10 protein-coding genes are annotated in these 12,910 nt (G+C 67.2%); 3 read left to right on the forward strand and 7 right to left on the reverse strand.

Annotated elements, in window-relative coordinates; genetic code table 11:
- Nucleotides 1-172 precede the first annotated feature (172 nt).
- Nucleotides 173-1,063, forward strand: a complete 891-nt coding sequence (locus ACFU8W_RS30870; protein WP_384044000.1) for a helix-turn-helix transcriptional regulator — start codon at nucleotides 173-175, stop codon at nucleotides 1,061-1,063.
- A gap of 164 nt (nucleotides 1,064-1,227) precedes the next feature.
- Here ACFU8W_RS30870 and ACFU8W_RS30875 read toward each other — a convergent pair whose 3' ends face one another.
- From ACFU8W_RS30875 to ACFU8W_RS30905, 7 genes are all read right to left on the reverse strand, one after another.
- Nucleotides 1,228-3,219, reverse strand: a complete 1,992-nt coding sequence (locus tag ACFU8W_RS30875) for an acetoacetate--CoA ligase (RefSeq protein WP_384044003.1) — start codon at nucleotides 3,217-3,219, stop codon at nucleotides 1,228-1,230.
- Between the two features lie 171 nt (nucleotides 3,220-3,390).
- A complete protein-coding gene (locus tag ACFU8W_RS30880; protein WP_384044006.1) occupies nucleotides 3,391-3,975 on the reverse strand; it encodes an RBBP9/YdeN family alpha/beta hydrolase in 585 nt (194 codons plus the stop codon).
- Nucleotides 3,972-5,303 carry an MFS transporter gene (locus tag ACFU8W_RS30885; RefSeq protein ID WP_384044009.1) on the reverse strand — a complete coding sequence of 444 codons (1,332 nt, stop codon included), beginning with the start codon at nucleotides 5,301-5,303 and terminating at the stop codon, nucleotides 3,972-3,974. The genes ACFU8W_RS30880 and ACFU8W_RS30885 overlap by 4 nt, the downstream gene beginning before the upstream one ends.
- A 31-nt stretch (nucleotides 5,304-5,334) precedes the next feature.
- Nucleotides 5,335-6,252, reverse strand: a complete 918-nt coding sequence (locus tag ACFU8W_RS30890) for a TauD/TfdA dioxygenase family protein (protein ID WP_384044011.1) — start codon at nucleotides 6,250-6,252, stop codon at nucleotides 5,335-5,337.
- 41 nt (nucleotides 6,253-6,293) lie between these two features.
- Complete coding sequence (locus tag ACFU8W_RS30895; RefSeq protein WP_345518813.1) at nucleotides 6,294-7,265, reverse strand: quinone oxidoreductase; 972 nt, start codon at nucleotides 7,263-7,265, stop codon at nucleotides 6,294-6,296.
- A gap of 111 nt (nucleotides 7,266-7,376) precedes the next feature.
- On the reverse strand, nucleotides 7,377-8,435 hold the full coding sequence (locus ACFU8W_RS30900) for a 3-keto-5-aminohexanoate cleavage protein (protein ID WP_384044016.1): 1,059 nt from the start codon (nucleotides 8,433-8,435) through the stop codon (nucleotides 7,377-7,379).
- A 371-nt stretch (nucleotides 8,436-8,806) separates the two neighbouring features.
- Nucleotides 8,807-9,829 (reverse strand): AraC family transcriptional regulator ligand-binding domain-containing protein, encoded by a 1,023-nt coding sequence (locus ACFU8W_RS30905; RefSeq protein WP_384044018.1) that lies wholly within the window; start codon nucleotides 9,827-9,829, stop codon nucleotides 8,807-8,809.
- A gap of 362 nt (nucleotides 9,830-10,191) precedes the next feature.
- On the opposite strand from ACFU8W_RS30905, the gene ACFU8W_RS30910 reads away from it, so the two are divergent.
- On the forward strand, nucleotides 10,192-11,277 hold the full coding sequence (locus ACFU8W_RS30910; protein WP_384044021.1) for a TauD/TfdA family dioxygenase: 1,086 nt from the start codon (nucleotides 10,192-10,194) through the stop codon (nucleotides 11,275-11,277).
- Nucleotides 11,278-11,309: 32 nt separating this feature from the next.
- On the forward strand, nucleotides 11,310-12,815 hold the full coding sequence (locus ACFU8W_RS30915; protein WP_384044024.1) for a long-chain fatty acid--CoA ligase: 1,506 nt from the start codon (nucleotides 11,310-11,312) through the stop codon (nucleotides 12,813-12,815).
- Nucleotides 12,816-12,910: the final 95 nt, after the last annotated feature.

The raw sequence follows: 12,910 nt of genomic DNA on the forward strand, positions 1-12,910 counted from the left end.
TGTCATCGGCGCGCGTCTCGGACGGGCACACCCGACGTCCGGCGCCGTAACGTCGGGGCCGGGAGTGCCACCTCATCCAGGTAACCGGCTTTCCGCGCGGGCAGCGAGTTACCAGCGAGGGGTGTACTGCCCGTACATCCCTCCCATGGCGTGCGGCACGTACGGTCGAGGGGTGGACAACCGTGAAGAGGTCCGCGAGTTCCTCACCTCGCGGCGAGCAAAGATCGCCCCGGAACAGGCCGGGCTGCCCGTCGGCTCCCGGCGCCGTGTACCGGGGCTGCGCAGGAGCGAGGTCGCGGCTCTGGCCGACGTCAGCGTCGAGTACTACGCGAAACTCGAACGCGGCAACCTCGTCGGCGTCTCCCCGGCCGTACTCGAGGCCGTCGCCCGCGCGCTCCAGCTGGACGACGCCGAGCGCGCCCATCTGCTGCACCTGGCCCAGGCCGCCGACGGCTCCGACGCCCTCACCCGCCCCTGGCGCCGGACCACCCGGCAGTGGACACCGCACCGCAGCCTGCAGTGGACCCTGGACGCGATCACCGCAGGGCCCGCGTTCGTCCGCAATGCCCGTATGGACCTACTGGCCGCCAACGAGCTGGCCCGCGCCTTCTACTGCGATCTCTACGCCGTCCCCCACAACCAGGCGAACCTCGCCCGTTTCAACTTCCTCGACCCCGCCTCCCGGCGCTTCTACCCCGACTGGGACACCTTCGCCGACATCGCGGTGGCCATCTTGCGCACCGAGGCCGGCCGCAACCCGCACGACAAGGACCTGCACGACCTCGTCGGCGAACTGTCCACCCGCAGCGAGGAGTTCCGCACCCGCTGGGGCGCCCACAACGTGCGCCACCACGGCACCGGGGTCAAACGGTTCCACCACTCGGCCGTCGGCGAACTCACCCTGGCCTACGAGGGCCTGGAGATGGCCGCCGCACCCGGCCACACCCTCACCATCTACACCGCCGAACCCGGGTCGCCCTCCGAGGAACGGCTGCGCCTGCTCGCCTCCTGGGCCGCCACCCAAGAGGCCCACTCGCCCACGCAACAATCCACAACAAGCTGACGCCTTCGACGACTGGCCCGCAGACGGGGCGGCCGAGAGGAAATAACGCTTGCTTCAGCGGCCACGAACGCAAGGAGACACTTCCATGCAAGGAGCAGTCATGCATGCTGCCGGAGTGCGGCTCTGTCGATCCGGCCCGGGACGTGCTCGTCTTGGCGACGGCATCAGCGTCCGGCTGGGAGCCTGGTTGCGAAATCCTCGAACCAGGACAGCATCTCGGGATGGGTGATGGCTCCCTCAGCACTCACATCAGCGGCACGAGCGCCCTGCATGATGCGCTTGACGGGGACCTCCAGCTTCTTCCCGGTCAGGGTGCGTGGCACGGCAGTTATCGGAACGATGACATCCGGAACGTGCCGCGGCGAAAGCTCTCCCTTGATCGACACGGCGATGCTGTTCCGGAGCGTATCGTCGAGGGTTGTCCCTTCGGCGAGGACGACGAAGAGCGGCATGAAGTACTGGCCATCGGGCAGTTCGGCGCCAATGACCACACTGTCCGCGATCTGAGGGAGCTGCTCGACGACGGCGTAGATGTCGGCGGACCCCATGCGCACGCCCATGCGGTTGAGTGTCGAGTCCGACCGGCCGGCCACCACGACGGACAGGTCCGGCTCGACTGTGACCCAGTCGCCGTGCCGCCAGATCCCGGGGTAGACGTCGAAGTAACTCGCCAGGTAGCGCTGGTTCTCAGGGTCGTTGACAAAGTGCAAGGGCATTGAGGGAAGTGGTGCCGTCACCACCAGCTCCCCCTGCTCCCCCACGAGCGGCTGTCCCGAGAAATCCCACGCGGCGAGCGCAACACCGAGTGCGGGGCACTGGATCCGGCCGAGCCGGACCGGCAGGACCGGAGAACCTCCGGCAAGGGCCGAGCAGATGTCGGTTCCTCCGCAGATCGACTGCAGCCATACGTCGGGGGTGAGACGATCGTAGACCCAGCGCCAGGTGCTCCCGGGGAGGGCTGAGCCGGTCTGCAGGATGGATCGCAGAGCGCTCAGATCGATCTCGGCTGCTGGGTGCGCGTCCGCCTTCTCCGCTGCGACCAGGTAGGCCGCTCCCATGCCAACCATCGTTGCGCGTGTCTGCTCGGCAACCTTCCAGACACCGTTGACGTCGGGGTAGGTGGGACTGCCGTCGTACAGGATGATGGTGGCTCCGTGCAGCAGGCCGCCGACCATGAAGTTCCACACCATCCAGCTGGTGGAGGTGTGGAAGAAGTAGCGGTCTTCGCTCCGGAGGTCGGCACCGAGGCCGAGGGCCTTGAGCAGTTCGACGACGATGCCGCCGTGGCCCTGCACGATGCCCTTGGGTACGCCCGTCGTACCCGATGACCACAAGATCCACAGAGGGTGGTCGGAGGGGACGTCGGCGAAGCTGAGCTCCGCCTGGTTCCGCAGCAGGAGGGACCACGTGTGCTGCGCCACCTCCGTCCGCTGCGACCACGCCGATGTGGTTGAGGACGCGTAGAGGTAGTCGACCGCGATCAGGTGCCGGACTGTGGGAAGGCCGTCCATGATCTCAGCGAGCTCCGGACGTCGGTCGAACTCCTTTCCTCCGTAGCAGTAGCCGTCGGCGGCGACGAGAACCGACGGCTGCGCCTGCTGCAGCCGCGCGAGGACGCTGGGCGTGCCGAAGTCCGGCGAGCACACCGTCCACACCGCTCCGACGGCAGCACTGGCCAGCAACGCGATCACCGCGTGTGCCGTATTGGGCAGGTAGCCGGCAACGCGGTCACCAGGTCCCACACCCATGTCGCGAAGGGACGCAGCGACAGTCGCGACCTGGCTCCTGAGCTGCTGCCACGACGTCTCCGCAGGAGCGCCGCCCTCGGCCACGGTGATCAGGGCCGGGCGTTCGTCGGTGGCATGGGCGAAGCATTGCTCGGCGAAGTTCAGCCGCGCTCCTGGGAACCAGGACGCTCCTGGCATCGACGGGTCGGCCAGGACCTCGTCGTAGCTGCTGACGGCGTCGAGACCGTAGAACTCCCACACCGCCGACCAGAAGGCGGGCACGTCGGTGGTGCTCCACCGCCACAGTTCCGTGTAGCCGGAGAAGGACAGTCCCCGCGTCGTGCTCAACCAGCGCATGAAGGCGGCAACGTTGGAGCTTTCGGCCGTCGATCGGCTCGGGGACCACAGCAGGTCGGTGTCGGTGTTCATCAGCGCCTCCAAGGCGGGGTCGTACAGGTGGGGATCAGTGCAGAGGCCGGCCGGCGGGGTGGAAGCGCCTACAGACTGCTCACATGTATCCGACGATGCGCGCTCGGTGGGTGCACGGCTCCCTCCTGCCCGAGGGCGGGCAGGAGGGAGCGTGAGGGGCACCGTCGTGCGTCAGTTGGGCATGTCGGACGAGGTTTGGCCGAGCTCGCGGATGATCTCCTCCGCCTGAGGCCATTCGCCATAGCCTGAGGCGGGGTTGAGGTGTCCGACTGGACCGAGGTTCTCGAGGCCACTCCCCCATGCCCGGGCGAGGTCGGTGACGCGTTCGAATCCGGCCAGGGGGTCGTTCGTGCTTGCCGCGACGATGCTGGGGAAGGGCAGAGGTGTCCGCGGGGTCGGCGTCCAGCCGTTTTCGCGCAGGTCTTCCGGGGTGAAATAGCCCTCCGGCAGCGGGGTGTCGAAGTCCGGTGGCGCTGCCAGCAGTGCGCCCTTGACGGGGCGCCGGTGTCGTTGCGCCCAGTGCACGGTGGTCATCACCCCGGCGCTGTGGGCAACCAGTACGACCGGCCCGGAGATGCCCGACAGGACCGCGTCCAGGGCGGCAACCTGGGCGTCGCAGCTGAGTCTGTCGCGTTCCAACGGCGGAATGGTACGGGCGTCGGCGATCTTGTCAGCGAGGATGGTCTGCCAGTGGTCCGGCACGTGATCGCGCAGTCCGGGGACGATCACGACTGTCGGCGGTGCAATGAGACTCACGACTGCAGCTCCAGGTTCTTGAGTGACACGTCGGGCAGCAGGCCCATGCGGCGCAGATCCTTCTCGTAGAAGACCTTGCCGATGGCGAAGGCTGCGCTGGCCGCGATCGCGATGAGCGGGACCACCCTCAGTGCGCCGAGCAGGCCCATGCGGTCCGCGACCATGCCCGTCACCGCGGGCCCCGGGGCAATCCCGAGCAGGCTGTTGGCCAGGGTGAGCGTGGCCATGGCCGTCGCCGCGATGGCGGCGGGGGTGAGGTTGGCCACCATGGCGGCCGCCGGGCCGGCCGTACCGCAGGCCACCAGAGTGCCGGCGCCGATCAGTACGAGCTGCACCGGGCCGGTAGGCAGCTGGAAGCCGACCATCAGCAGAACAAGTGAGGCGAGACTGCAGGCGATCGCGACGGACCACTTCCGGGCTGCCAGGTTCCGGCTGAGGCGGTCGGCGGCGATTCCGCACAGGATCATGCCGGTGCCACTGAGCAGCGCGAAGACTCCTGCGGTCAGCCCCGCTTTTGCGGGGGCCATCGAGTAGTAGCGGTTGAAGAAGCTCGGCATCCAGGCGAGCATCGCCATCGCGATGAACATCTGCAGTCCGCTGCCGATGTAGGCGCAGACCACGGAGACGGACGAGAACAACCTCGGCAGCAGGGTCCGCAAGGGGGCCCGCTCACCGGCCCTGGCGCTGTGCTTGTTGGAGGCCGTCCCCAGCCTCTTCTCGGTGACCAAGAGGCCGTAGACCGTGGCCAGGACCAGTCCGAAGATTCCCATCGCGCCGAAGGACCAGCGCCAGCCGTGTACCTGGGCGATGACACCGCCGGCCGACACACCCAGCACGGATCCGAAGGATCCTCCCGCGATGAACGCTGCGGAGAGCGTGGCCCGCAGGCGGATGGGGAAGACGCTGAGGACGACCGCGATGCCGACGCTGCCGTAGGCCGCCTCTCCGACGCCGACTATGAACCGGGCCGCGAACATCTCACCGAAGCTCGCGGAGACGGCGCATCCCAGGGTCGCCAGGCTCCACACCACCGCGGAGAGGACCAGGCTCCTCACCCTGCCCCAGCGATCGGCCACGAGCGACAGGGGGAAGGTGAGCAGGCCCACCATCAGAGCCACGATGCCGCTGAGGGAACCCAACTGGGCATCCGACAGCAGCCACTCCGCCTTCAGCAGCGGAAAGACCGCGTTGAGGACCTGCCGCGACATGTAGTCGGACATCAGAAGCCCGAAACTCAGCGCAAACACCAGCCAGGCATACCTGCGGGATACAGCCGGTATGGCGGGGGAGGTCCCCGGCACAGCCGTGCCGGCAGTGTGAAGTCCCATCGGCGTCACCTTTCTCGTCTCTGGTGGGGGCTCAGAAGGTTCTGTCGCCGACGATTCCGGCGCGCTCCATCTTGCGGAGGGCAGGCCAGTAGTCCTGGACGGCGTAGTGCTGTGTGGAGCGGTTGTCCCAGATGGCGAAGCTGTTCTTCTGCCAGCGCCAACGCACTTGGTACTCAGGGACGGCCGCCTGGCTGATCAGGTAGTTCAGGAGGTTGGCGGCGCCGGGCGCGTGGTCCTGGCCGAAGCGCACGTTCTCGGGCGTGTGGTAGTTCACGAAGTGTGTGGTGAAGGAGTTGACGAAGAGGATCTGCTCGCCGGTCTCCGGGTGGGTACGCACCACCGGGTGCTCCGCGTCCGGGTACTGTGCCTGCAGCCGGTGCCGCTGCTCCGTCGGCATGACGGCACCGAAGCTCGCCTCGATGCTGTGCCGTGCACCCAGACCCGCGATCTGCGTCTTGATGTGCTCGGGCAGCCTGCGGTACGCCTCGGCCATGTTGACCCAGATCGTGTCCCCGCCCACCTCGGGCGTCTCAACGCAGCGGAGCACGGCCCCCATGGGCGGGCACTCGCGCCAGGTGCCGTCGCAGTGGAGTGCGTTCTCGTAGTGCTCGGGCTTGCTGTCGAGGTCCTTGTAGATGCGGACCAGCCCAGGGTGGTCCGGGTCGCTGCCGAGCACCGGGTGGTCCTCGAGCCGACCGAAGCGCGAGGCGAAGGCGATGTGCTCGGCGCGGGTGATGTCCTGGTCCCGCAGGAACAGGACCTTGTACTGCAGCAGCAGCTGCTTGATCTCGGCGAACAGGTCGTCGTCGCGAGCGGCGTCGCCGAGGTTCACACCGGACAGTTCGGCGCCGATGGTGCAGGTCAGCGGCTCAACCTTGATGGAAGTGCGGGGAACGCCCGGGCGCACGAGGACGGGCGTGTTTCCCCTCGGGTTGATGGTCTGGTCCATGGTGCTCACTCCTCTGACGTGACGTGTGGGGCGCGGTGTGCTCAGAGAACGAAGACGGAAGATCCCGTGGTCCGTCCTGCTTCGAGATCGCGGTGTGCCTGTATCGCGTCCTGAAGGGCGTAGCGCTGGTTGATCTCGATCTTGATACGTCCGGACGCGACGTGACCGAACAGCTCGCCCGACAGGGCGTCCCGCTCGACGGGTTCGGCGATGTAGTCGGCCAGCGCGGGCCGGGTCACGAACAGCGAGCCATGGACGGCCAGTTGCATGGCGTCGAGCGGCGGCACTCCGGATGCCGTGCCGAAGCACACCAGCAAGCCGCGACGCTGCAGCGAGGCCATGGAGCCGGCGACGGTGTCCTTGCCGATGCTGTCGAAGACCACGGGGACACCCTTGCCGTCGGTCAGCTCGCGCACCCGCTCGGCCACGTCTTCGCGCCGGTAGTAGATGATGTGATCGCAGCCGTGGGCGCGGGCGATCTCGGCCTTCTCCTCGCTGGAGACCGTGCCGATCACGGTGATGCCGAGCAGCTTGGCCCACTGGGAGAAGATCAGGCCCACGCCGCCCGCCGCCGCGTGGAGCAATACGGTGTCGCCGGACTTCAGCGGGTGGATCCGACGCAGCAGATAGGCCGAGGTGAGGCCCCGCATGGTCATCGCCGCGGCGGTCTCGCAGCTGATCTCCTCCGGCAGCTTGATCAGCGAGTCCGCGGGCATGACCCGCTCCGTGCTGTAGGCCCCCAGCGGGCTGCCGGTGTAGGTCACCCGGTCGCCCTCTGCGACATGGGTGACGCCCTCACCGACGGCCTCGATCACACCTGAGGCCTCCACGCCGAGCCCCGCGGGCAGCGGGGCCGGATACAGACCGGTGCGGAAATAGGTGTCGGCGAAGTTGAGTCCGACGGCGACGTGCCGTATCCGTACCTGGCCCGGGCCCGGGTGGCCGACGGTGACCTCTTCCCACCGCATGACGTCGGTGCCACCGGTTTCGTGGAAGCGAATGGCGTGTGCCATGACTTGCTCCGTTTGCTCGTGTGTGTGTGGGGGGGTGGGGGTCGCGGGCCGACCCCGATCGGCTGGGATGGATGCCGTGTCGGCCCCGCGACCGCCCCTCGTGGGATCGGGTCAGCTCTTGGCGTCGCGGAGCATGAAGCCGCGTCGGCCGGGACGGCGGTTGGGCACCATGCCGAGCTGGGACAGGGTCTCGTCGGCGTCCGAGTACCATTGGCGGATCTTGTAGATCTCCTTGGCCTCCTGGCCCGTGGCGATCTCACGACCGAGCACGTTGGCGATCTGGACCATCTGCTCGACCTGCTCCACGGAGGACATTCGGTCGCCCTTGCGCCGCCACAGGTTGTCCTCGTTGCCCACCCGCACGTGAGCGCCCAGGGCGATGCCGATCGCGTTCATCGGCGCGACTGCGCGCATGGAGGCCTCGATGGTGAGCACGGCGCCGTCCGGGACGCGGCGGATGAACTCGATCAGGTCGGCCGGGTGACGGCCGGCGAACCCGCCCCCGATGGCCACGTAGTTGAGCACGAGCGGGCCGCTGTAGACGCCCTTGCGGATCAGCCGCTCCACCGTCTCCAGCTGTGCCATGTTCGCGAGTTGGAAGTGCGGCTGAATGTCGTTGGCGCGGAGCCGCTTGAGGTGCTCGAGGTAGAAGTCAGGCCCGGCCTCGACCACCATGTCCCGGTAGGCCTTGTAGTACGCCGGCTTGGCGATCGAAGTGCCCTCGATGTCCTCGTCGTCGAAGAGCTCGACGATGTTCATCTGGTTGGTGTTGATGGCGATCGTCACCTGGTCCGGCTTGGGGGTGATCTCGGCCAGCATGTGGCGGGTGTCGTAGCTGAGCCACTTGGCGTCGGCGCCTTCGTCCTCCGGAGCGAAGGAGATCGACCCGCCGATCTGCAGGACCATGTCCGGCACCGCCTCGCGCAGCCGGGCCATCAACTCGTTGAACATGGAGATGCGCTTCGAGCCGTGGCCGTCCAGCTCGCGCACGTGGATGTGCAGCACCGTGGCGCCGGCGTTGTAGCAGTCGACCGCCGCCTGCACGTGCTCGTCCATGCTGAGCGGGAGGTCGTCGGCGTCGCCGGGCAGCCACTCCGGCCCGTAGGGCGCGGCCTGGATGACCAGCTTCTCCTGGTTCTCCGGATACAGGGAGTCGTCGAAGAAGTGCACAGTCCATCTCCTTTGATGATGGGTCTTCACTCGCTGCACACATCGCTGCCTGCGCTGCGTGGCCTGAGGGGATCGGCGAGAAGCGGAGTGAGATTGCAGACGGGGTCCCCGGACTCGCTGGGCAGCCCGGATACGATCGATGGGTCCCGGTGGGAGATGCGGCTTCAGGCAGGGTCTCTGCTGTCCTCGTGCGGGCCGGCGGTCTCCCTTGCGGTAATGCAACGTTAACTGCCGGTTACGCCGGATGCTTAGCCGCAGGTGACATCAGACTTATCACTTGGGGACCGTCCCTCCCCGGCTGGTGTCACCCCCAAGTCGGAGGATCAGGCCGTGGCTGAGCGCTGTCCCCGGCAGCAAGTGATCGTCGCCGGTCACCCCTCCGCGGACGGCTGCTGCGTGGTCCTCCGGACGCGCCACTGCCTGGGGCTGCAACCGAACCGCTCGCTGAACCAGCGCGAGAATGCGCTCGGTGCGGAGAATCCCAGCAGCCCGGAGATCTCCGTCAACGAGCGGCGCGGGTTCGCCACGAGCTGCTCGGCGAGCTCGGCACGCGTCGCGTTGAGGAGGGAGGAGAACGTCACACCAGAGGCCGACAGGTGCCGATGGACGGTCCGTCGGTCGACGCCGAGGCTGCATGCGACCTGCTCGATCGAACAGCGACCGGTGGGGAGCAGGACTTCGATCAACTCGCGCACCCGGTCCGTCACGGTCGTGTCCCTCGACACTGCGAGCGACTCGAAATACTGCCGCGCGTACGTCCGGAGCTGCGGGTCGGACATCGGGTTGGGAGCGTTGAGATCGCTGGCGTAGAAGACGATCCCATTGAATTCCCGGTCGAATTCCACTGCGGGCCCGAAGACGCGCCGGTGGGTTCCGGTGTCCAGTGGGGCGCTGTGCGTGAAACATACGGACACAGGCTGCCACCGGCTACCGAGGAAACTACGAAGGATTTGGTGGAAAGCGCCCACGGCCAGCTCTATGGCCTGGCGGGCCGCCATGGCCTCACCGAGCTCCAGGCTCACCTTGAGGGTGGCCAGGCCACTCGCTTCGGAGAGCCGGCCGTGCAGCATCTCGTTGTACATGTGCTCATGGCGGACGAGAAGCTCGATCGCGCTGCGGGCGTCGGGCTCCTCGCGTATGACCAAGCTGATGGGGCCGAGGTTGGAGAAGCGACGGCGCTCGGCGAGGAGCAGGCCGAAGTCCTCACGATGTGAGGCCGCCGCCGAGAGCTCGAGCAGCTCGGTCACGGCCACGCCGGAGATCCATCTGTCCTGGACCGTGAGGCCGACAGGGTCCAGGCCCACGCGCTTCATCAGGGCCCGCGGGTCGATGCCGAGCGACTGGCTGAGCTCGACGTAGCTGCTCAGCGCTGCATTACGGACAAGGGGCTTCATGGGCGCACTCCAGGCTCTGTCCCCAAGTGATAAGTCACATGTCACGCCAAGTCAAGCGATGCCTCAAGTCGTGACCTAGCGTTGCACCACTGCATGGGGCTCAGCGTCTGGATTCGGCGTCCCGGCCGATCGGAAATCCGACGGAGAACACCATGGCAAACAGTCCAACTGTTGACCAGCCCTGGAAAGGGATACGGAATCCCCATGCGGATCAATGGCCTCAGGTGGAATGCCTGCACCCGATCCGCGGGGTTCGTCCACGATGAAAGGAGAGGGGTCGTTCGCACGGTTTCGGGTTCCGAGCCGGCGAAGAGCCGAATGCGACTCCGGCTGGGCGGACGCACGACCCCGGGGAGGCCACCATGACGAACGTGATCAGCGTGCTGCGCCGGTCGTACACCGGGCCGGCCGCGTGGCAAGGCCCGGACCTGGCGGGCTCCGACGAGTGGGTCCTGCGGCTCTCACCGGCACAGATCGACGAGCTCGAGGCTGCCTTGCGCACGGTGCGTGAGCGAGGCGTTCCGCTGTTGAAGGTGAGCGCCGGCGACTTTCCGCTGCCGACCTTGGCCGGGGAGCTGGAGCGCATCGCCGACGTGCTGGAGAACGGACGCGGCTTCGTACTCGTCAAACGCATTCCGGTCGAGCGTTACAGCCAGGCGAGGGCAAGCACCATTTTCTGGGGACTGTGTCAGCACCTGGGTGTCCCGGTGTCGCAGAACGCGGCGGGCCACATGCTCGGCCACGTCCGGGACACCGGTCACAGCATCGCCGCCCCCGCAACGCGCGGCTACCAGACCAGGGAGATGCTGCCGTTCCACACCGACGGATCCGACGTCCTCGGACTGTTGTACCTGCGGGCAGCCCGCTCCGGTGGACGTATCTCCGTGGTCAGCTCCGCGGCGGTCTACAACGCGCTCCTGGCGCGGCGGCCGGATCTGGTCGAGGGCCTGTACCGGACCCATTTCCTCGACCGCCGCGAGGAACACGCCCCTGGTGAGCGCCCGTACTACGCGGTTCCGCTGGCGTCCTGGTCCGGGGGAAAACTCAGCATGCGCTACAACCGCTGTTACCTCGAGTCCGCTCAGCGCTTTCCTGACGTGTCCCGCCTGGAGCGGGCGGATACGGAGCTGTTCGACCTCATCGACGAACTGGCGGTGTCCCCAGCGCTCCGACTTGACGTCGACTTCGAGGTCGGCGACCTGCTGCTGCTCAACAACCACGCGGTTCTGCATTCCCGTACGGAATATGAGGACTTCGACGAACCCGAGCAGAAGCGCCACGTGCTGCGACTGTGGCTGACCCTGCAGCAGGGGCGGGAACTGCCACCGGACTTCTGGGGAGACATGCACAGCAATGACTGCGGGCCCGGCCGCGGCGGTATCACCCCCCGCGACATGATCGCGACACACAACTCCGCGTCCCTCTGCGGCTCTTTCCGCCACCAGTGACCGCCACCAGCTCAGATCAAAGGGGAAACCGCATGGACAACCTCGCCACTCTGCTCGCGGAATCCGCCTGGGCCGAGGGCAACCGGGTCGCCATCCGCCAGGGCGATATCGTCCTGACATATGCCGAACTGAACGACACCAGTGCCCGGGTCGCCTCACTGTTGCAGGCCAAGGGTGTCCGGGCGGGCGATCGCGTCGCGTTGGTCATGCCCAACGTCACCTACTTCCCGATCGCGTATTACGGAATCCTCCGCGCAGGCGCCGTAGCAGTGCCGATGAATCCGCTGTTGAAAGCGCGTGAAATAGCCTTCACCCTCCGGGATTCCGGCTCCCGGATCGTGTTGGCGTTCCCGCTGTGCGCGGACGCGGTCGCGAAGGCCGCAGCAGAGGTCGGGGTCGACTGCCTGGTCACCGACCCGATGACCTTCGACACTCTGGTACGGGCCACCGAACCGATGCCCGAGACCGTCGACCGGGCGGCGAACGACACTGCTGTGATCCTCTATACCTCGGGCACGACGGGGACCCCGAAGGGCGCCGAGCTGACTCACCGCAACCTGATGACCAACGCGACCTCCGCTGCCAAGACACTCCTCCACGTCGGGCCGAGCGACGTACTGTTCGGGGGCCTGCCGCTGTTCCACGCCTTCGGCCAGACCTGCGCCCTCAACGCCGCCGTCGCTGCGGCCGCCACCCTGACCATGCTGCCGCGGTTCGAGCCGGCCAAGGCGCTGGAGATCATGCACCGGGACGGGGTCACCGTCTTCCTGGGCGTCCCCACGATGTTCACTGCCCTGCTCCACGCCGGGATCCCCGACAGCTACGACCTCTCGAGGCTGCATCTCGCCGTCTCCGGTGGAGCTTCCCTGCCGGTCGAGGTGCTGCACACCTTCGAGCGGGAATTCGGCGTCACTGTACTGGAGGGATACGGACTCTCGGAGACGTCACCGGTCGCCGCGTTCAACCCTCCGGACCGACCACGCAAGGCCGGTTCCATCGGCGTCCCCATCCGCGGAGTCGAACTCAAACTCGTCGCGGACGACGGCACCACGGTAGGCCCGGGCGAAGTCGGTGAGATAGCGATCCGCGGCGAGAACGTGATGAAGGGCTACTGGAGCCGCCCGGATGCGACTGCGGAAGCCATCCGGGACGGGTGGTTCCACAGCGGTGATCTCGCCCGTGTCGACGAGGACGGCTACTACTTCATCGTCGACCGGAAGAAGGACCTCATCATCCGCGGTGGCTACAACGTCTACCCGCGCGAGATCGAGGAGGTGCTCTACGAACACCCGGCAGTAGCCGAAGTGGCCGTCGTCGGCGTTCCGCACGAGATCCACGGGGAGGAGGTGGCCGCCGTGGTGACCCTCCGGCCGGGTGCGCAGACCACGGTCGACCAGGTGCGCGACTACGTCAAACAGCGAGTGGCTGCCTACAAATACCCTCGGATCGTCACCTTCGCCGACGCACTGCCCAAGGGCGCAACAGGCAAGATCCTCAAGCGTGAGATCGTCGTCACGCAGCAGGCGCCCGAGGACTGAACTGATCCGTTTTCCATCTCCGCTCCGACCTCGGCCCGATCATGCTGAGCGGACCGTCTCCGGTGCTCCAGGGCCTCGTTGAGCATCGCGCGTTC

Origin of the sequence: Streptomyces sp. NPDC057565 (genome assembly GCF_042801455.1) — a bacterium.
GTDB lineage: Bacteria > Actinomycetota > Actinomycetes > Streptomycetales > Streptomycetaceae > Streptomyces > Streptomyces yanii.